The organism is Pseudomonas sp. B21-054, assembly GCF_026016345.1.
Taxonomy (GTDB): domain Bacteria; phylum Pseudomonadota; class Gammaproteobacteria; order Pseudomonadales; family Pseudomonadaceae; genus Aquipseudomonas.
The window spans coordinates 4,609,790-4,630,435 of record NZ_CP087204.1 but is presented as its reverse complement, the minus strand read 5'-3'; the positions used below and the strand labels follow the sequence as shown (position 1 = coordinate 4,630,435).

Genomic DNA, 20,646 nt, shown 5'->3' with positions numbered 1-20,646 from the left:
TCGGCTGTGTTTTCTGTGGCGAGGGGATTTATCCCCGCTGGGGCGCGAAGCGGCCCGAATGGTTGGTGAGGTTGTCCTGATACACAGAAGCGTCTGGCTTGGGGTTGCTTCGCAACCCAGCGGGGATAAATCCCCTCGCCACAGGTTCTGTGTTTGGCATCATCTGATTGACTAGGCTCATGTCGCCTTGGCTTTGCTCGCCTTGCGCGGTGCACCGGCAGCCTTGCGCGCTTGTTCTTCCACGGTGTTGCGCCCCGCCCGGCAGGGCTGGCCGGGCCGCTGATGGTCAGGCTCATGCCCTGGCAGCGGGCGATGTGCTTGCTCATCCACGCGGCTTGCCGGGTCACGAATTCTTCCAGGCTCATTTCACCGCTTTGCACCATGTCCAGGGCCTGCTCCCAGATGGCGGTGGTGCCCGGGTCGGCGATGGCGCGGGGCACGGCGTCGATCAGGCTGAAGGCCGCCGGGGTGGCGGACAGGGCCTTGCCGTTCTTCACCAGGTAACCGCGGTCGAGCAGCCCCTGGATGATCGAGGCCCGGGTCGCTTCGGTGCCGATGCCGGTGGTGTCCTTGAGCTTTTGCTTGAGCAGCGGGTCCTCCACCAGTTTGGCGACGTTCTTCATGGCCTTGATCAGGTCGCCTTCGGTGAACGGCTTGGGCGGTTGGGTCCACAGGTCCTTGAGCTTCACCTCGTCCACCGCGCAGTCACGGCCCTCGGTCAGCGCCGGAAGGGTTTGCGGCGTCGGTGCTTCACGGCCCTTTGCTGGCGCCAGCGCTTCGGGCAGGGCGCGTTTCCAGCCGGGTTCGACGATCTGCTTGCCTACGGCACGCAGTGCCTGGCCGGCACAGTCGAAGTCGGCCTGGGTCCGGTCGTATTCGTGGTTGGGCAGGAACTGCGCCAGGTAGCGCGCACGAATCAGCGTATAGACGGCTCGCTGCTTGCTGGCAAGCTTGTCGAGGTTCTTCGCGGCGGCGGTGGGGATGATGCCGTGGTGGGCACTGACCTTGGCGTCGTTCCAGGCCCGGGATTTACGCTGCGGTTGCAAGTGTTCGCGCAGCGGCGCAAGGCTGGGGTCGGCCTGGGCGAGGGCGGCCAGGATGGCCGGTGCTTCGCTGTGCTGGCTCAAGGGCAGGAAACCGCAATCGCTGCGGGGATAGGTGATGAGTTTGTAGGTTTCGTAGAGCGACTGGGCAATGTCCAGGGTTTCCTGGGCACCGAGGCCGAGCTTCTTCGAGCAGATTTCCTGAAGGGTGCCCAGGTCGAACGGCAGCGGCGCGGCTTCGCGCAGGCGCTCGGTACGCACTTTCAGCACCCGGGCAGTGGCGGCGTTGCCCATGGCCTGGGCGGCATCGCGGGCCAGGGCCTGGTTCAGGCAACGTTCCTGATCGTCGCAAGCATCCGGGTCGGCGCGCCACTGGGCGGTGAAGGCCGTGCCTTCGTGACTGAGCTGCACGTCGATGGCCCAATAGGCGACCGGCACGAAGTTGGCGATGCTGCGGTCGCGATCCACCACCAGCCGCAGCGTCGGTGTCTGCACGCGGCCCACCGGCAGCACGCCCTGGTAGCCGGACTGGCGCCCCAGCAGCGTGAACAGGCGACTCATGTTCATGCCGATCAGCCAGTCGGCCCGGGAGCGGCCCAGGGCCGAATGGTACAGGTTGAAGGTTTCGGCGCCCGGCTTGAGGGTGGCCAGGGCCTTGCGGATCGACGCTTCGTCCAGGGCCGATAGCCATAGCCGCTGGATCGGCCCGCGGTAGCGGCAATGTTCCACCAGCTCCCGGGCGATCATTTCGCCCTCACGGTCGGCGTCGGTGGCAATCACCAGTTCCTTGGCTTCCCCCAGCAGGCGCTTGACCGCCTTGTATTGCCCAGCGGTTTTCGGCTTGACGGTCATTTTCCATTGCGCCGGCACGATAGGCAGGTCAGCCAGTACCCAGCGCTTGTAGCGGGCGTCGTAGGCATCTGGCGGGGCGGTTTCCAGCAGGTGACCGATGCACCAGGTGACCGTGACGTTCGTGCCCAGCCAGCAACCGTCGCCACGGCGCGTGGCGCCGAGCACGGCTGCGATGTCCTTGGCCTGGGACGGCTTTTCACACAGGTACAGCTGCATGGCACCCAATTCCTAAACAGATTTCATGGGGCTGTAGCATGGTCATGGATGCGCGCCGGGGCAAGTTTTATCTGTATGGATATACAGATAAAAGCGTTGCGCTGCGTTGCAACGGGGTGTCTAAGTCGACGTTCGGCGATCTCTTGGCAAGCAGAATGAATTTCTCGAAGGGGTATCGCTCATAACTTCAAGGCGGCTGAAACCGCACAGAAGGTTTATGAGGTCAGGGAGAGTCACTTACATGAATTCGATGCCAAAGGGCAACGGACAGGCGACGACACGTTTGATTCTCGTTGTGGAAGATGATCCGACAATCCTGGAGTTCCTCTGCGAAATCCTGGAAGAGGAGGGGTTTGTCGTGGAGCCTCGGGAAAGCGCCGACGCGGCGCTGACGTTTCTTGAGGAGAGTGCTGATTATGTGGACCTGCTGCTCACCGACATCACCATGCCCGGCATGCTGAACGGTGCGGACCTGGCCAACGTCACCGGGGACCGTTGGCCGCAGATACCGCTGCTGATCATGTCCGGCTTCGAGACCCCGGAAAGTGCCGGGATCAAGCACCACGCGTCCTTTATCGCCAAGCCTTGGGCGCTGGGGCAGATGTTGGATCTGGTGGAAAGCACGGTGAAAAGCCATTCAGTGCACTGATCGATCCCAGAACGACGGGTTGTGATCGACCCGTCGCACTCATGTTTGGGTTGCAAGCGGCGATGGCTCCCACGACAATGCGAGTCATTATCAGTCGCGAATTATTCCATTGCCATGTCCGCCAACGATCTGTCCTTACGCAGTGCCGTCGACGTCCTGTACAGCGATCATCACAGTTGGCTCCAGGGCTGGCTGCGCAAGCGCCTGGGCAATGCCTTCGATGCAGCGGACCTCACCCAGGACACCTTCGTGCGAGTCATCAAGGCTCGCTCCGCGCTGGAAATTCGTGAGCCGCGACCGTATCTGTCGATGATCGCCAAAGGGCTGTTGATCGATCTGTTTCGCCGCCGCTCACTGGAACAGTCCTATCTCGAAGCATTGGCCGCCATGCCGCAAGAGCAACATCCATCGCTGGAGGAGCAAGCCATCCTGCTCCAGGCCTTGATGGAAATCGACCGCTTGCTGCTGGGGTTGGGACCGCGCGTCAGGCAGGCGTTCATCCTGTCGCAGTTCGATGGCCTGACGTACCCGCAAATTGCCGAGCGCTTGGGCGTGAGTGTCCGCACGGTCAATAACCACATGGCCAAGGCCATGGAACATTGCTGCCTGATGCAAATTCAATTGCAGCTGTCATGAACCTGCCGCCCGAAGAGTTGAACGCCATCCGTGCTGCCGCGCAGTGGTACGCCAAGTTGCATTCCGGCATCACGACCGACGCGGACCGGACCGGGTGGACTGCCTGGCTGAGCGCTGATCCGTTGCATGGCCAGGCCTGGCAAAGAATGACGGCGGTGGCCGAACAGATGGCCAGTGTCCCGGGTGCCCTGGCGGCGCCGGCCTTGAGTGATGCCCACAACCGATCCCGGCGCCAGGTATTGCGTAGCGTGTTACTGCTGACGTCCGCCAGTGGCCTGGGGTGGTTGGGCTGGCGCAGTCAGGCGGCTCGGAATCTGTTTTGCGATTACCGCACCACGGTGGGCGAGCGCCGTGAGTTTCAACTGGCGGACGGCAGCACGCTACTGCTCAACACCGACACATCGGTCAATGTTCGTTTCGATGCAAACCAGCGGCGACTGGAGCTGTTGAGGGGGGAGATTCTCGTGACGACGGCGGTTGATCCCTTGCAGCGTCCTTTCAAGGTGGTCACCGGTCATGCCGAAGTACTCGCCTTGGGAACGCGTTTTATCGTCCGTGGCCAGGCGCGGGGCGGCGAGGTGGCGGTGCTGGAGAAAGCGGTCGAGGTCAGTCTGCCGGCTATTGGCTCAAGGCTGCGGGTCGAAGCCGGCCAACGCCTGGACTTCAACGATCGGTCGCTGGGTACGCTGCGCGGCAACGATGTGTCGGTGGGTGCCTGGCAGAAGGGAAGCATCATCGCCATTGACCGTCCCCTGGCGGCGCTGCTGGAGGAGCTTTCGCGTTACCGCAACGGCGTGCTGCGTTGTGATCCGGCCATTGGCGACTTGAAGGTGTCGGGGGTGTTTCCCGTCGATGACACTGACCTCGCCCTGGCGGCACTGGAGAGTGGTTTTTCCTTGCGGGTGACCCGATACAGTCGTTTCTGGGTCCAGGTATCGAGTGGCGACCGACGCTGACGCTACGGCGCGATAAAAAATTGTTCTGCACTTTTCATCCGCATCGTTCGGCTCTTCCTCAGTGAGTTTTTATCGACCGTTTTGGGGAGGGGAAGCATGTCTTGGGTGAGCGCGCCAGGTCGTCTGGTGTTTGCAGTGAAAATCGGCTTGCTGGCAGTCGCTACGGGCAGCGCCGGGGCCGTGAGTGCCAGCCCGGTTCCAGAGGCTTCGGCGCAGCAGCGTTTGGCGCAGGCCTACGATATCGGGGCCGGCAGCCTGGTGGATGTCCTGACCCGTTTCTCCAGCGCCGCCGGTGTCGCTATTTCGTTCGATGCCCGGCAACTCCAGGGCCTGCAATCGCCCGGCCTGAGAGGTTCGTTTGGCGTGGGTGACGGGTTTGCCCGCATTCTGGGGGGCAGCGGCCTGCAAGCCGCCCTTCAGGCCAACGGCACGTACGTACTTCGTCCTGTGCCCGGCAACGGTTCGGCAATGGAGCTGGGCGTCACCACCATCGATGGGCAGAGGCTCGGCGCGACCACTGAAAACAGTGGCTCCTACACAACTGGGGCGGTCACCATCGGCAAGGGCGAGCACTCGCTGCGCGAAACGCCGCAATCGGTGACGGTGATCACCCGCAAGGTGCTCGATGACCAGAACCTGAACACCATCGATCAAGTGATGGAAAAAACGCCTGGAATCACCGTCTACGACTCGACCATGGGCGGCAAATATTTCTATTCCCGCGGGTTTCGGATGTCCGGCCAGTATCAATATGACGGCGTTCCGCTGGACATGGGCAACAGCTATGTCCAGGCCGACAGTTTCAGCAGTGACATGGCGTATTACGACCGTGTCGAAGTCCTGCGCGGTGCGGCCGGGATGATGAAGGGCTCGGGCGGCACCTCCGGCGGCGTCAATTTCGTCCGCAAACGCGGCCTGGCCACGGCCCAGACTGAACTCAGTCTCTCGGGCGGCACCTGGGACAACTACCGTGGACAGATCGATACCGGCGGCCCGTTGAATGATTCCGGCACCGTGCGGGGCAGGGCGGTGATCGCCGAGCAGAGCCGGCATTATTTCTACGATGATGCCCGGCGCAAGGACCAGATCTATTACGGCGCCCTGGACTTCGATCTGTCGCCCGACACGACGCTCGGCCTGGGCGTTGCCTATGAGGACGTCGATGCAAACCCCTGCTGGGGCGGGCTGCCGCGCTACCGGGACGGCAGCGATCTGAAACTCAGCCGTTCCACTTGCCTGGACCCATCGTGGAACACCTGGCGCAGCCAGCGGACCACGGTGTTCGGCGATCTCAAGCACCAGCTCAACGACGACTGGGCCGTGAAAGTCGCCAGTGTCTATACGAAAAATACCCAGGACATCAAATACGCGTTTGCATCGGGCTCGGTGGCGCCAGGCACCTCGACCACCAACATGCTGGGCAGCATGTATGACTATGACCAGGTCGATTACGGCCTCGATGCCTACCTGGACGGCAAGTTCGACGCCCTGGGGCAGCAACATGAGTTGATCGTCGGTTTCAACGCCAGTCGTTCGGACAAGGACGACTTCTTCTCCGTCGCATTGCTGCCACAGAAGCAGAACGTATTCGATCCGGATCGCCATATCCCCGAACCGGACGACAGTTACTTCATCGCAAACTCGACGCGTGGTGGTCCGGTCAAGACCGTTACCGAGCAGCAAGGGATGTATTCGACCCTGCGCCTGAAGCTGGCGGAGCCCTTGACGTTCGTGGTGGGCAGTCGGGTGAGCTGGTACAGCTCCAAGACCGACTCGGTGTTCCTCACCGGCGGCTCGGAACACGCCAAGAGCACGGAGACGGGCCAGGTCACCCCGTTTGCCGCCGTGTTGCTGGACCTCAACGAACACCTGACGGCCTACGCCAGTTACTCGGACATTTTCACGCCCCAAGGCAACTACCGCTCCGAAAGCGGTTCGGCACTCAAGCCCCTGGTGGGTGAAAGCTATGAGCTGGGAATCAAGGGCGAATGGTTCGAGGGGCGCCTGAACAGCGCCTTCAACCTGTTCCGCACGTTGCAGAAAGACCAGGCCCAGACCGACTACAACTCAAGTTGTGCGTCCTCGGACGGTTACTGCTATGAGAATGCCGGCAAGGTGCGCGCCCAGGGTTTCGAAGCCGAGATCAGCGGTGAAGTCATCGAGCGCCTGCAACTGCTGGCCGGCTACACCTACACCCAGACCAAGACCCTCGACGACATTGACACCAGCCTCAACGGCGGCTCGTTCAACAGCTACGTGCCGCGCCATGTGCTGCGCCTGTGGGGTGATTATGCCCTCGGCGGGGCATTGGAACGGTTCAGTGTCGGCGCCGGGGTCAATGCCCAAAGCGACAATTTCCGTGTATCGCCGGCGACGGGCGAGAAGATTACCCAGGCCGGTTATGCCGTGTGGAACGGTCGCGTTGGCTACCGCATCGATGACACCTGGACGGTGGCCCTCAATGGCAACAACCTGTTCGACAAGCGCTACTACACCACCATCGGCACTGAGAGCTTCGGTAACTATTATGGTGAGCCGCGCAACTTCACCATGACCCTGAAGGGACGCTTCTGAGCCGGTGGCGAGGGCGCCAATGCCCTCGCCACGGTTTTTGCCCTCAGTTGGTATCCAGGTCCACGTTGCGGGTTTCCCGCAGGCAGATCATGCCCACCACCAGGCTCACCCCGGTGATCACCACCGGGTACCACAGCCCGTAGAAAATATCCCCGGTGTAGACCACCAGGGCAAACGACACGGTAGGCAGGAAGCCGCCGAACCAGCCGTTGCCGATGTGGTAGGGCAGGGACATGGAGGTGTAGCGGATCCGGGTCGGGAACAGCTCGACCATCAACGCCGCCAGCGGTCCGTAGCACATCGCCGAGATGATGATCAGCGCAACGATCAAGGCCACGATCATCGGCCGGTTGATCTGCTGGGCGTCGGCCTTTTGCGGATAGCCCGCGAGGGTCACCGCACCGCGCAGGGCGGCTTCGTCATAGCCTTCGAGCTTCACGTCACCGACGCTGACCTGCACCGTGCTCCCGGCCGGGGCTGCGACGCTGCTGTAGGGCAGGCCTTGCTTGACCAGGAAAGTCTTGACCTTGTCGCAAGGGCTGTCGAAACGCGCCTTGCCCACCGGGTCGAACTGGAAGGTGCAGGTGGCCGGGTCGGCGATCACGGTGATCGGTGCCTGGCGGCTGGCCTGGTCGATGGCCGGGTTGGCGTAGTGGGCCAGGGTTTTGAAGATCGGAAAGTACAGGGCAGTCGCCAGCAGCAGGCCGATCATCAGCACCGGTTTGCGCCCGACCTTGTCCGACAGCCAGCCGAAAAAGATGAAGAACGGCGCACCAATCACCACGCTGACAATCAGCAGGCTGTTGGCCAGGGCCGGGTCCATCTTCAGGAACTGGGTGAGGAAAAACAGCACGTAGAACTGCGCGGCGTAGAAGGTCACCGCTTGCCCGGCATTGATGCTGAACAGGGCGATCAGCACCACCTTCAGGTTTTCCCATTTGCCGAAGGATTCGCGGATCGGCGCCTTGCAGCACTTGCCTTCTTCTTTCATTTTCAGGAAGGCCGGCGACTCGTGCAGGCTCAGGCGAATCCAGGTGGAGATGCCCAACAGCAGGATCGACAGCAGGAACGGAATGCGCCAGCCCCAGACTTCGAACTGATCGCCAGTGAAGTAGCGGCAGCCCAGCACCACCAGCAGCGAGAGCAACAGCCCCAACGTGGCGGTGGACTGAATCCAACTGGTATGGAAACCGCGCTTGCCCATCGGCGCATGCTCGGCGACATAGGTGGCGGCGCCGCCGTACTCACCACCCAGGGCCAGGCCCTGGAGCATGCGCAACACCACCAGGATGATCGGCGCGGCGATGCCGATGCTGGCGTAGTTGGGCAGCAGGCCGACGCAGAACGTCGCCAGGCCCATGAGGATGATGGTGGCCAGGAACGTGTACTTGCGCCCGATCATGTCCCCCAACCGACCGAACACCAGTGCCCCGAACGGCCGCACGATGAAACCGGCGGCGAAGGCCATCAGGGCGAAGATGAACGCGGTGGTGTCGTTGACCCCGGCGAAGAACTGCTTGCTGATCACCGCCGCCAGGGCGCCGTAGAGGAAAAAGTCGTACCACTCGAATACCGTCCCCAGGGACGAGGCGAAGATGACTTTCTGGGTTTCCTGGCTGGTGCCGGCGCTGCGCGTGGCTTCCAGGGGCTGAACATGCTCGGACATAGCGGTATCCCTCACAGTGATTGTTTTTGTTGTTCCACTGTCGACGCCGGGTGGGCGTCTCCTGCTTTGACACACTTTCCTTGAATCGACTCACCCCCTTGTGGGAGCGAGCTTGCTCGCGATGACGGCGGCACATTCAACTTGTGGGTGACAGACAGGCCGCTATCGCGAGCAAGCTCGCTCCCACAGGTGTTTCTGTTGTTCTTCAGACCGTAGCAGGTGCTTTTTCGATGCTGGTGTTCCTCGTCGCGGGGTTGAGCATCATCTGCGCCGCCTTCTCGGCAATCATCAGCGTCGGCGAGCAGGTGTTGCCCGAGGTGATGCGCGGCATGATCGAGGCGTCGGCGATGCGCAGGCCCTTGATGCCGTGGACCCGCAGTTGTGCATCCACCACCGCGTCGCGATCCTGGCCCATGCGGCAGGTGCCGACCGGGTGGAAAATCGTCGTACCGATGCGGGCGGCGGCCTGGTGCAGTTCTTCTTCGGTTTGCAGGCTGGGGCCCGGCAGGTATTCCACCGGTTTGAACGCGCTCAGGGCCGGGGCCGCGACGATGCGGCGGGTCAGGCGGATGGCGTCGGCGGCGACCCGCAGGTCTTCGGGATGGCTCAGGTAATTGGGCTGGATCAGCGGCGCTTCGTGCGGATCGGCAGAGCGGATGTCCACCCGGCCACGGCTGTGCGGGCGCAGGTCGCAGACCGACGCGGTGAACGCCGGGAAGCTGTGCAACGGTTCGCCGAAGCGTTCCAGGGACAACGGCTGTACGTGGTATTCGAGGTTGGCCGAGGTCTGTTCCGGCCCCGAGCGGGCGAATGCGCCGAGTTGGCTGGGGGCCATGGACAGTGGGCCGCTGCGGTCGTATAGGTAACGCAGGCCCATGCCCATCTTGCCCCACAGGGTGCCGGCGATCTGGTTCAGGGTGCGGGCGTTTTCCAGCTGGTAGATCAGCCGCAGTTGCAGGTGGTCCTGCAAGTTGCCGCCGACACCGGGCAGTTCATGGGTCACGCCGATGCCCAGGCGTTGCAGCAGGCTGCGCGGGCCGATCCCGGAACGTTGCAGGATCCCCGGCGAACCCACGGCCCCGGCGCACAGGACGATTTCCTTGCGGGCCTGGAAAGTCATGCCCTTGCCTTGCCAGCGAGCGCTGACGGCGTAGGCCCGGTCGTCACGCAGCAACACGCGGTCGACCTCGACGTCGGTCAACACCGTGAGGTTGGCGCGCTGGCGAACCGGTTTGAGAAACGCCTTGGCCGCGTTCCAGCGCACCCCGGCCTTCTGGTTGACCTGGAAGTAGCCGCAGCCTTCATTGTCGCCGCTGTTGAAATCGTCGACGTTGGGAATGCCGCTCTGCTCTGCGGCACTGCGGAAGGCATCGAGAATCGGCCATGACAGGCGCTGGCGTTCGACCCGCCATTCGCCGCCGGCGCCGTGAAATTCGGACGCGCCGGCAAAGTGGTTTTCGCTCTGGCGGAACAGCGGCAGCACGTCTTCCCAGGCCCAGCCGGGATTGCCCTCGGCAGCCCAGCCATCGTAGTCCGCAGCCTGGCCGCGCATGTAGATCATGCCGTTGATGGAGGAGCAACCGCCCAGGACCTTGCCACGCGGGTAGCTCAGGGCGCGCCCTTGCAGGCCCGGTTGTGCTTCGGTCTTGAAGCACCAGTCGGTGCGTGGGTTGCCGATGCAGAACAGGTAGCCGACCGGGATGTGAATCCACGGATAATTGTCGCGTCCACCGGCTTCGAGCAGCAGCACCCGGTGGTGCGGGTTGGCGGAAAGCCGATTGGCCAGCAAGCACCCGGCAGGGCCAGCGCCCACGATCACGTAATCGTATTCATCGACGACAGGTTGCATTCGCGACCTCATTCTTGTTGTTGTGGGATCCATCCTAGTTGTTAGTTTTCGTCAAAAGAATGTTAGTTTTTGCGCAGTGGCTGTGCGTTTATAAACAGTCATGCCTTCAGGCGTGTTCAAGGATCGCTTCATGTTCGACTGGAATGACCTGCGCTATTTTCTGGAACTGCAACGCAGCGGGCGTTTGTTGACGGCTGCACGGCGCCTGAACACCACCCACGCCACGGTGGCCCGGCATATCGAGGCCATCGAGAAAAGCCTGGGCACCGCATTGTTCGTCCAGCATGCCCAGGGCTATGAACTGACCCCGGCCGGCGAGACGTTGCTCAAGCACGCCGAAGCGATGGAAAACGTGGCGTTGCTGGCCCAGGAAGACATCACCCAGTCCAGTGCGCCCCTGGGCAAGATCCGCCTGGGGGTGACCGAAGGGCTGGGCATCATGTTTCTCGCCAGTCGCATGGACGGGTTGTTCCAGCGTTATCCGGGTCTGGAGGTGGAGCTGGTGGCCGTGCCGCGCTTTGTCAGCATACTCAACCGTGAGGCGGAAATCAGTATCCACCTCGAACGCCCGGCGGCCGACCTGCTGGTGACCCGCAAACTCACCGACTACAGCCTGGCGCTGTACGCCAGCCAGGCCTACCTGGACCGCTCGCCGGTGTTGCGCAGCCGCGAGGACCTGGCTCGCCACGCCTGGATCGGTTATGTCGATGACCTGCTGTTCAGCCAGGAACTGATGTTCCTCAACAGCTTTTGCCGCAACCCCCGGGTGGTGTTCCACAGCACCAGCGTCATCGCCCAGCAACAGGCTGCGCGCTCGGGCCTGGGGATCGCCGTGCTGCCTTGCTACATGGCCAGCAGCGACCCGGCGCTGGTGCCACTGCTGCCAGACGAAACCATTCGCCGCAGCTACTGGATCAGCACCCGCCGTGAGCTGCACAAGTCTGTGCGGTTGAGGGTGCTGTGGGATTACGTGGTGCAGTTGTGCGAGCGTGAGCAGGGGCTGCTGCTGCCCTGACCCCAATCGCCACAATGACTGGTACAAACACCCTGTGAACTGACTGGCGGCGCTTGTCAGAAAAAACCCATAAGAGTACAAATGTACTCCATGACGACTCTCACCCCCCGCCGTACCGCCATCCTGACCTTCATCCGCGAACGCATCGCCGAGCAGGGCCAGCCGCCGAGCCTCGCTGAAATCAGCGAGGCGTTCGGTTTCGCCTCCCGCAGTGTGGCGCGCAAGCATGTGCTGGCGCTGACCGAAGCCGGGTTTATCGAAGTCAATCCGCACCAGGCCCGGGGTATCCGCTTGCTGAACCAGCCGGCACGCCCGGAGCTGCTGGACGTCCCGGTGCTGGGGCGAGTGGCGGCCGGCCTGCCGATCGGCGCCGATGCCGAGGTCCACAGCCGCCTGATGCTGGACCCGGCGATGTTCACCAAGGCGCCGGATTACCTGCTGCGGGTCCAGGGCGACTCGATGATCGGGGACGGTATTCTCGACGGCGACCTGGTGGGCGTGCAGCGCACCCCCCAAGCCTCCAACGGCCAGATTGTCGTGGCGCGGCTCGACGGTGAAGTCACCATCAAGCGCTTCGAGCGAATCGGCGAACGGGTGCGCCTGCTGCCGCGTAACCCCGCCTATGAGCCGATTATCGTCGAAGCCGACCAGGACCTGGCCATTGAAGGGGTGTTCTGTGGCCTGTTGAGGCAAGGCTGATGGGTGCTGTCGTTGCGCTGGACACGCTGTTCAACGGCGGCCAGGTCTGGAAGGGCCGGCCTGCGCCTCCGGCCGCCAGCCCGCAACCCACCGGCCATGCGGCACTGGATGCGGCGTTGCCCAGTGGCGGCTGGCCAGAAGCGGCGTTGACGGAGCTGCTCATCGCCGCGCCGGGCGTGGGGGAGTTGCAACTGGTGTGGCCGACCCTGGCGCGGTTGTCGGCGGCGGGGGAGCGGATCGTGCTGGTGGCGCCACCGTTCGTGCCCTATCCCCAGGCCTGGCAGAACGCCGGGGTAGACCTGCGCCATCTGTCAGTGATCCGGGCCGATGAACGCGATGCCCTCTGGGCCACCGAACAATGCCTGCGCTCGGGCAGTTGCGGCGCGGTGCTGTGCTGGCCCCGCCTGGCGGACGACCGGGCCCTGCGCCGCCTGCAAGTGGCGGCGGAAACCGGCCAGACCCTGGCGTTCGCCTGGCGCTCGATCCAGGAAGCCATCAACCCGTCGCCAGCGGCCTTGCGCATCGCCATTGATGCCCGGCCTGGGCAATTGCGCGTGCTCAAGTGCCGGGGCGGGCTGACCCGTTCGGCGCCGATTGCCTTCGCCACGCCTGCCTCACTGACAGAGCATTGAGGTTGCGATGCGCTGGGTGTGTATTCTCTTCCCGCAATTGGCCCTGGACGCCGCGCTGCGTCAGCGCCCCGATCCCGACCACCCCCTGGCGCTATTGACCGGCCCGGCCCAGCGTCGGGTGCTGCAAGCGGTGAATGCGCAGGCAAGGGCCCTGGGTTTGCGTCCCGGCCAGACCATGACCGCCGCCCAGGCCCTGAGCAAAGGTTTTGCCACCGCCGAATACGACGCCGCGCAGATCGAACACTGGCAACAGTTCCTGGCGGCCTGGGCCTACCGGTTCAGTTCCCAGGTCAGCGTGCATTACCCACGTACAGTGCTGTTCGAGATCGAGTCGAGCCTGGGCCTGTTCGGGCCCTGGCCGGTGTTCGAGGCGCGGTTGCGGGCCGAACTGAGCGAACTGGGCTTTCGTCATCGCATCGTCGCCGCTCCGAACCCGGTGGCGGCACGGGTATTGGCCAATGCCTATGACGCCCTGGTGGTCCCCGATAGCGAGACCTTGCAGGCGTGCCTGGGGCAAATGCCGGTGGAGCGGATCGGCCTGGAGCCCGACGTCGCCATGGCGCTGTCGCGCATGGGCCTGCGTCGCCTGAGCCAGGTCCAGGCCTTGCCCCGGCACACCTTGGCACGACGCTTCGAAGCCCAGGTGCTCAAGCACCTCGACGCACTGACGGGCAGCCGCACCCTGGCGTTGTCGTTCTATTTGCCGCCGGACCGTTTCGATGTGCGCATCGAACTCAACTACGACGTGCAGTCCCATCAGGCGTTGCTGTTCCCGTTGCGCCGACTGACCGGTGATCTGTCGGCTTTCCTCTGCGGTCGTGACAGCGGCGTGCAGCGGTTTGACCTGCACCTGGAACACGCCGGGTTGCCGGACACGCTGATCAAGGTCGGCCTGCTCAGCGCCGAACGAGATCCCTCGATGCTCTTCGAACTGGCCCGTGGCCGCTTGGAACAAGTACAGGTGGAAGCCCCGGTGCGGGGCTTTCGCTTGTGTGCCGAAGACCTGCCGAGTTTCGTGCCCCAGCGCCTGGAACTGTTCGATGAGCGCCCGCAACAGTCCTTGCCCTGGGAGCAACTGCGCGAACGCTTGCGGGCCCGGCTGGGGGATGACGCCGTGCAGGGCCTGGGGTTTCGCGACGACCATCGGCCTGAATGCGCCTGGCAGATGACACCCCAGCCACGGCCCCAGGCCTGCCCGGTGCGCGACGGCGTGCAGCGTCCCGGCTGGCTGTTGGAGGAGCCCCAGGCATTGGCGCAAGGTCAGGCGCTCATCCTCATGGGCCCCGAGCGCATCGAGACCGGTTGGTGGGACGGCGCGGATGTGCGTCGTGACTATTACCTAATCGAAACCCGCAGCGGACAACGAGGCTGGGCCTATCGACCGGTAGGCGAGGGCGGGCCGTTGTGGCTGCAAGGTTGGTTCGCATGAACGTCGAATATGCCGAGCTGCATTGCCTGTCGAACTTCAGCTTCCAACGTGGCGCTTCCAGTGCCCTGGAGCTGTGCCGACGGGCTAAAGAGCAGGGCTACCAGGCCCTGGCGATCACCGACGAGTGCACCCTGGCCGGGATCGTCCGGGCCTGGCAGGCGGCCAAGGAACTGGATCTGCAACTGATCGTCGGCAGCGAAATCCAGGTCGAGAACGGGCCCAAACTGGTGTTGCTGGTGGAGAACCTGGAAGGCTACCAAGCCTTGTGCCGGTTGATCACCCGCGCCCGGCGTCGCAGCGAGAAGGGCCGCTATCGCATCGTGCGGGAGGACTTCGACGAGCCCCTGCCGGGCTTGCTGGTGCTGTGGGTGCCCGATGATAAAGCCTGCGAAGAACAGGGCCGCTGGCTCCAGTCGAGGTTTGCCGGACGCCTGTGGCTAACGGTGCAGTTGCATTGCGGGCAGGACGACCGGCGTCGGCTGGCGGATGTGCTGGCGTTGGCGGAGCGCTTGAACCTTCCGGCCGTGGCCAGTGGCGATGTGCACATGCACGTGCGTGGTCGTCGCGCCTTGCAGGACACCATGACCGCCATTCGCCACCACGTCACGGTGGCCGAGGCTGGCCAGCGCCTGCACCCCAACGGCGAACGCCATCTGCGCAGCCGCAAGGCCCTGGCGGATCTCTATCCCCGTACCTTGCTCGACGAGACGCTGGACATTGCCCGGCGCTGTACCTTCGACCTCGACCAACTGCGTTATCAATACCCCCGCGAGCTGGTGCCCGAGGGCCATGATCCGGCGTCCTGGCTACGGCAACTGACCGAGCGGGGCATGCGCGCGCGTTGGCCTGATGGGGTCAGTGATAAGGTCCGGCGACAGATCGACAAGGAATTGGCGTTGATTGCTGAGCTGGGCTACGACAGTTATTTCCTCACCGTGCAAGACATCGTCAGCTTCGCCCGGCAGCAGCGCATCCTCTGTCAGGGACGTGGTTCGGCGGCCAACTCGGCGGTGTGTTATGCCCTGGGCATTACCGAAATCGATCCGAGCCAGACCAACCTGCTGTTCGAGCGATTCCTGTCCAAGGAGCGCAACGAGCCGCCGGACATCGATGTGGATTTCGAACATGAGCGCCGCGAAGAAGTGCTGCAATACGTCTTCCGGCGCTACGGTCGTCATCGCGCGGCGCTGACGGCGGTGGTCAGCAGCTACCACGGTGCCGGGGCGGTGCGGGACGTCGCCAAGGCCTTGGGCCTGCCTCCGGACCAGGTCAATGCATTGGCTGACTGCTGTGGGCGCTGGAGCGACGAAGCACCGCCGCTGGAGCGTTTGCGCGAAGGGGGCTTCGACCCGGACAGCCCGGTGTTGCGCCGGGTGCTGGGTCTGACCCAGCAACTGATCGGCTTCCCCCGGCATTTGTCCCAGCACCCGGGCGGTTTCGTGATTTCCGAGCAGCCCCTGGACACCTTGGTGCCGGTGGAAAACGCCGCCATGGCCGAGCGCACCATCATCCAGTGGGACAAGGACGACCTGGACGCGGTCGGGCTGCTCAAGGTGGATGTACTGGCCTTGGGCATGCTCAGCGCGATTCGTCGATGCTTCGACCTGATCGAGCGCTACCGGGGTCAGCGCCATACCCTGGCGTCGTTGCCCAAGGATGATCCGGCGACCTACGAGATGATCAGTCGCGCGGACACCATCGGCGTGTTCCAGATCGAATCACGGGCACAAATGGCAATGCTGCCCCGGCTCAAGCCCAGGACGTATTACGACCTGGTGATCGAAGTGGCGATCGTGCGGCCGGGGCCGATCCAGGGCGGCATGGTGCACCCGTACCTGAAACGGCGAAACGGGGAGGAAGCCGTCACGTACCCTTCGCCGGAGCTGGAGACGGTGCTGGGACGGACCCTGGGCATTCCGTTGTTCCAGGAGCAGGTGATGCAGATTGCCGTCGTCGCGGCCGACTACACGCCCGGCGAGGCCGACCAGTTGCGTCGCTCCATGGCCGCCTGGAAGCGTCACGGCGGGCTTGAGCCGCATCGGGTTCGCCTGGCGCAGGGGATGGAAAAAAATGGCTACTCTCCTGAATTCGCCGCGCAAATCTTCGAACAGATCAAGGGTTTCGGTAACTACGGCTTTCCCGAATCCCACGCGGCCAGTTTCGCCTTGCTGACCTACGTCAGCAGTTGGCTCAAATGCCACGAGCCGGCAGCGTTCGCCTGTGCCCTGATCAACAGCTGGCCCATGGGTTTCTACAGCCCGGACCAGATCCTCCAGGATGCCCGCCGACATCAATTGCAGATCCGTCCGGTGGACGTGCGCGCCAGTGATTGGGATTGCAGTCTCGAACCGATTGAAGGCCGGCAACCGGCGCTTCGCATGGGGTTGCGCATGGTCAAGGGCTTTCGCGAAGAGGATGCCCGCCGTATCGAAATGGCCCGTCGGCAGCGGGCCTTCAGTGACGTGGCCGACCTGGGCGAGCGCGCGCAACTCGATGCCCGGGCCCAGGCGCAACTGGCTGATGCCGGTGCCTTGCAGGGCTTGGCCGGTGATCGCCACCGTGCCCGCTGGGCAGTGGCCGGGGTGCAGAAACAACTGGGTTTGTTCGCCGGTTTGCCCAGCCAGGAGGAACCCCCCGTGGCTCTGCCCGAACCCACACTGGGGGAAAACCTGTTTGCCGATTACGCCACGCTTGGCACGACACTGGGCCCCCATCCGCTGGCCCTGCTGCGCCCCGAACTGCGCGCCCGACGCTGCCGCAGCTCACGGGAATTGCAGGCGGTGGAACATGGTCGCAACGTCAGCGTCGCCGGGCTGGTCACCGGCCGCCAACGTCCGGGCACGGCCAGCGGCGTGACCTTCGTTACCCTGGAAGATGAGTTCGGTAACCTCAACGTGGTGGTCTGGCGCGACCTGGCCGAGCGCCAACGCAAGGTTCTGGTGGGTTCGCAATTACTCAGGGTCGATGGGCGTTGGGAAAGCGTCGGCGAGGTCCGCCACCTGATCGCCGGGCGCTTGAGTGATTTGAGCGAATTGCTGGCAGGCATCCAGGTGCATAGCCGCGACTTTCGCTGAAATCGGCTGCCAACTTGTTTGGATCGACCAGCATGAAACCAAACGCCAACGCAGCGCTCGAAGCTCTGAGCGCTAGGGACTCGTGGTATACCCGTTCCCTACAAGCATTTTCAGCTTCAGAGTCGACCCTATGCAGTTTCTATCCCAGAATCACGGGTGCCCCGGGTGGGGCGGTGAAATGGCCGGGCGTATCCGGGCGTTCGATTGGAGCCGGACCGAATTGGGCGCTATCGAACACTGGTCCGCAAGCCTGCGCAGCGCTGTCCAGGTGTTGCTGGCGTCGCCTCTGCCAATGGTGATGTTGTGGGGCCGTCAGGGTTTCATGATCTACAACGACGCCTATGCCGAGTTCGCCGGCGGCCGCCATCCCTACTTGCTGGGGTGCGCGGTGGAGTTGGGCTGGCCGGAGGTCGCGGAGTTCAATCGCCATGTGCTGGACGTTTGCCTGGCCGGCGGCACCTTGTCCTATCGCAGCAAGGAACTGGTGCTATTGCGCAATGGCAAGCCTGAAGACGTGTGGATGGACCTTTACTACAGCCCGGTGCCGGACGACGACCAGGCCCCGGCAGGCGTTTTGGCGATCGTGGTGGAGACCACGGAGCTTGTATTGACCGAACGCGCCCGGCAAGAGGCCGAACGCAGTTATCGTGCCGTCAATGAGCGCATTCAGTTGGCGCTTTCGGCCGGCCCCTTGCTGGGCTCATTCGTCTGGGATGTCCAGGCCGACACACTGTCGGGCGATGAGCGTTTTGCCCGTACCTTCAACTACCCGCCAGACACTCCACTGGATGCACTGCCCGTCGAGATTGCCCGCCAGAGCATCCACCCGGACGACCTTGACGACGTCGATCAACGCGTCCAACTGACCTTGCGCACGGGCACACCTTACAGCGCTGAATATCGGGTGCGCCGCCTGGGCGGTGATTACCTGTGGGTGCTGGCCAGCGGTCGATGCGAGTTCGATGCGACGGGCAACCCCCTGCGGTTTCCGGGTGTGCTGATCGACATCAATGAACGCAAGACCGCCGAAGCCTCACTGCTTAAATTCACCCGTGACCTGGAACAGCGTGTCGCTGATGAGGTGCAGGCGCGACTGACAGCTGAAGACCAATTGCGCCAGTCACAGAAACTCGAGTCCATTGGTGGTCTCACGGGCGGTGTGGCCCATGACTTCAACAATTTGTTGCAAGTGATCGCCGGTAACCTGCACTTGCTGGCCCGCCACGAGCGGGACAACGCCAATGTACAACGGCGGGTCAGCGCCTCCATCGAAGCCGTGGAGCGGGGCGCCAAGCTGTCATCGCAACTGCTGGCATTTGCCCGGCGCCAGCCACTGTCACCGGCGGTCTACAATCCCCGAAGTATCTATGACGGAATGGGTGAACTGCTGCAACGGGCCTTGGGCGAAACCATTCAGATTGAAGTGAGCTTGCCTGATGAACCCTGGTGCATCCACGTCGACCGCAACCAGTTGGAAAACGCCCTGTTGAACCTGGCGATCAACGCTCGTGATGCCATGGGCGGCGAGGGAACGATCAGTATGATCGGCGAAAATATCGTGCTCGACGAACCGTCCTGCGCCGGCAAGGGCATTGCGGCTGGCGACTATGTGCGATTGTCGGTGACCGATCGCGGGGTTGGCATGCCGCCCGATATTCTCAAACAGGTATTCGAGCCGTTCTTCACCACCAAGACCGACGGCCAGGGCACCGGGCTTGGTTTGAGCATGGTGTTCGGGTTCGTCAAGCAGAGCGGTGGTCATATCGAACTCTCCAGCGAGCTGGGCGAGGGAACCCAGGTGCGGATGTATTTTCCTCGCAGCTACCAGGCGGAAACGGGCGAAGTGGCGCAACTCTACACGCTTGATTCCGGCGGGCAAGAGACGATCCTCGTGGTGGAGGACAATGACGAAGTACGCAGTGCGTCGGTGGAACTGTTGGAGCAGTTCGGCTACCAAACCCTCACGGCCAACAACGGCGACGAGGCCATGAGACTGCTGCTTGAAGGCGTCTCGGTGGACCTGATCTTCACTGACGTGGTCATGCCCGGCCTGATCAAGAGCTCCGACCTGGCAGCCTGGGCCAAGGTGCAGGAACCGCCGGTTCCCGTGCTATTCACGTCGGGCCACACCCGGGACATCATTTCCCGTAACCACCAGTTGAGCCCCGATACCCATCTGCTGAGCAAACCCTACGGTCCGGACGCGCTGATGCGGATGGTCAAGAGTGTGCTGGGCTGCTGATCGCGGCCCCATAAACAAATGGAACCGAAGTCGTTGCGTCGCCTTCGAATAAGCATGACCGGTCATCCATCCGGCCCTGCCATGAACGAGGTGCCCATGAACGACGATCCTGCACACACCCAGCAACAAGGCCAGACGCAAACCCCGTCCCCGCGTAACGATCCGGCTATCGATCCGCAGCTTCCGGCTGATTCGTCGGACACCCAGCCCGTCAGCCCCGCCGGGACCGACCAGGCCCAGAGCGCTGCCCCAGAGGTTGATCAGAAGAATCTTCATCAGGACAACGACAATACCTTCAGCCCTGGCTTCGAGCCTGATCCGGATCGGCCGAAGTCCGGCGAAAGCACGGATGCGGATATCGACACCGACGGTGGTTGACCGCTACCCGATTCGTCGGCCCATTGGGTGCTGATGAGGTGTTTGGCGCTGGGGCTGCCTCAGTGCCTGCCTTTCCAGCGATCCAGGGCAATCAGCACCAGCGACACCCCTACGAACCCCAGCAGTACCAGCACCGCATTAATGAACACCTGGGGGTAACCCAGTGTGTCCACTTCGATAAAAGGATAGGGGTAGGAACCGACAAAGTAACCACGCACCAAGGCGTAGATGAAATAGACCAGCGGATAGATCAACCACGGCCAGACGTCCTGCCATTGCAAAGTGCCCTTGGGCACGCAGAACCACCAATAGACCACAAACAGCACCGGCATCACGTCATGCAGCAATTCATCGGCCACCCACTGCAAGCCCTGGGGGTTCCAGATATTGCGCAGCAGCAGGTTGTACGCCAGCCCCACGAGTATGATGGCAGCGGCTACACCGCCCTGGACTTTGGGTTTGAGAAAGAAGCGCCGCAGCGCCGAATCCCCTGAAGTGGCCGCGCAGGTCAGCACCACTGCCACCAGGATATTGGTCAGCACCGTAAAATAACTGAAGAAGATGTCGACTCCGCCCCACAGGCTCTTGTCGCCCTGCCAGCGCGAAGTCAGGATCAGGTAGAGCTGGAGGATCAATGCGAACCATCCCAGCAGTGCGGCGACTTTCACCGCAATACCGCCAGCGCTTTGCGTTAACACCGGTTCATCGCTCATGACTTGGCTCCTGCTACGCGACA

Annotated in this window: 14 protein-coding genes and 1 pseudogene; 11 read left to right on the top strand and 4 right to left on the bottom strand. The window is 63.1% G+C overall.

Going from position 1 to position 20,646, the window contains the following annotated elements; all coding sequences use genetic code 11:
• Nucleotides 1–188: 188 nt before the first annotated feature.
• Nucleotides 189–2,111: pseudogene (locus LOY70_RS19930) on the bottom strand (DNA topoisomerase III); the annotation flags it as partial.
• 241 nt (nucleotides 2,112–2,352) lie between these two features.
• On the opposite strand from LOY70_RS19930, the gene LOY70_RS19925 reads away from it, so the two are divergent.
• The 4 genes from LOY70_RS19925 (at nucleotide 2,353) to LOY70_RS19910 (ending at nucleotide 6,926) form a co-directional block, all read left to right on the top strand.
• On the top strand, nucleotides 2,353–2,760 hold the full coding sequence (locus LOY70_RS19925) for a response regulator (protein ID WP_265029034.1): 408 nt from the start codon (nucleotides 2,353–2,355) through the stop codon (nucleotides 2,758–2,760).
• A 114-nt stretch (nucleotides 2,761–2,874) separates the two neighbouring features.
• A complete protein-coding gene (locus tag LOY70_RS19920; RefSeq protein ID WP_265029033.1) occupies nucleotides 2,875–3,396 on the top strand; it encodes a sigma-70 family RNA polymerase sigma factor in 522 nt (173 codons plus the stop codon).
• On the top strand, nucleotides 3,393–4,352 hold the full coding sequence (locus LOY70_RS19915; protein WP_265029032.1) for a FecR domain-containing protein: 960 nt from the start codon (nucleotides 3,393–3,395) through the stop codon (nucleotides 4,350–4,352). Before LOY70_RS19920 ends, LOY70_RS19915 begins: the two co-directional genes overlap by 4 nt.
• A 96-nt stretch (nucleotides 4,353–4,448) precedes the next feature.
• Nucleotides 4,449–6,926 (top strand): TonB-dependent siderophore receptor, encoded by a 2,478-nt coding sequence (locus LOY70_RS19910; protein ID WP_265029031.1) that lies wholly within the window; start codon nucleotides 4,449–4,451, stop codon nucleotides 6,924–6,926.
• A gap of 43 nt (nucleotides 6,927–6,969) precedes the next feature.
• Here LOY70_RS19910 and LOY70_RS19905 read toward each other — a convergent pair whose 3' ends face one another.
• The gene (locus tag LOY70_RS19905) at nucleotides 6,970–8,592 is read right to left on the bottom strand and encodes an MFS transporter (protein ID WP_265029030.1); all 1,623 of its coding nucleotides are present in this window, start codon (nucleotides 8,590–8,592) and stop codon (nucleotides 6,970–6,972) included.
• A gap of 205 nt (nucleotides 8,593–8,797) precedes the next feature.
• A complete protein-coding gene (locus tag LOY70_RS19900) occupies nucleotides 8,798–10,441 on the bottom strand; it encodes a GMC family oxidoreductase (RefSeq protein ID WP_265029029.1) in 1,644 nt (547 codons plus the stop codon).
• Nucleotides 10,442–10,571: 130 nt separating this feature from the next.
• Here LOY70_RS19900 and LOY70_RS19895 point away from each other — a divergent pair, with 130 nt between their 5' ends.
• From LOY70_RS19895 to LOY70_RS19865, 7 genes are all read left to right on the top strand, one after another.
• On the top strand, nucleotides 10,572–11,456 hold the full coding sequence (locus tag LOY70_RS19895) for a LysR family transcriptional regulator (RefSeq protein ID WP_265029028.1): 885 nt from the start codon (nucleotides 10,572–10,574) through the stop codon (nucleotides 11,454–11,456).
• A gap of 81 nt (nucleotides 11,457–11,537) precedes the next feature.
• On the top strand, nucleotides 11,538–12,155 hold the full coding sequence (lexA, locus tag LOY70_RS19890; RefSeq protein WP_265029027.1) for a transcriptional repressor LexA: 618 nt from the start codon (nucleotides 11,538–11,540) through the stop codon (nucleotides 12,153–12,155).
• The gene (gene imuA, locus LOY70_RS19885) at nucleotides 12,155–12,787 is read left to right on the top strand and encodes a translesion DNA synthesis-associated protein ImuA (protein ID WP_265029026.1); all 633 of its coding nucleotides are present in this window, start codon (nucleotides 12,155–12,157) and stop codon (nucleotides 12,785–12,787) included. Before lexA ends, imuA begins: the two co-directional genes overlap by 1 nt.
• A gap of 7 nt (nucleotides 12,788–12,794) precedes the next feature.
• On the top strand, nucleotides 12,795–14,216 hold the full coding sequence (locus LOY70_RS19880) for a Y-family DNA polymerase (RefSeq protein WP_265029025.1): 1,422 nt from the start codon (nucleotides 12,795–12,797) through the stop codon (nucleotides 14,214–14,216).
• Complete coding sequence (locus LOY70_RS19875; RefSeq protein ID WP_265029024.1) at nucleotides 14,192–17,290, top strand: error-prone DNA polymerase; 3,099 nt, start codon at nucleotides 14,192–14,194, stop codon at nucleotides 17,288–17,290. The genes LOY70_RS19880 and LOY70_RS19875 overlap by 25 nt, the downstream gene beginning before the upstream one ends.
• A gap of 130 nt (nucleotides 17,291–17,420) precedes the next feature.
• Nucleotides 17,421–19,532, top strand: a complete 2,112-nt coding sequence (locus LOY70_RS19870; protein ID WP_265029023.1) for a PAS domain-containing sensor histidine kinase — start codon at nucleotides 17,421–17,423, stop codon at nucleotides 19,530–19,532.
• A gap of 96 nt (nucleotides 19,533–19,628) precedes the next feature.
• Nucleotides 19,629–19,910: a hypothetical protein gene (locus tag LOY70_RS19865; RefSeq protein ID WP_185067104.1), complete on the top strand. Its 282-nt coding sequence runs from the start codon at nucleotides 19,629–19,631 to the stop codon at nucleotides 19,908–19,910.
• 59 nt (nucleotides 19,911–19,969) lie between these two features.
• On the opposite strand, the gene LOY70_RS19860 is transcribed toward LOY70_RS19865, so the two are convergent.
• On the bottom strand, nucleotides 19,970–20,623 hold the full coding sequence (locus tag LOY70_RS19860) for a Pr6Pr family membrane protein (protein ID WP_265029022.1): 654 nt from the start codon (nucleotides 20,621–20,623) through the stop codon (nucleotides 19,970–19,972).
• Nucleotides 20,624–20,646: the final 23 nt, after the last annotated feature.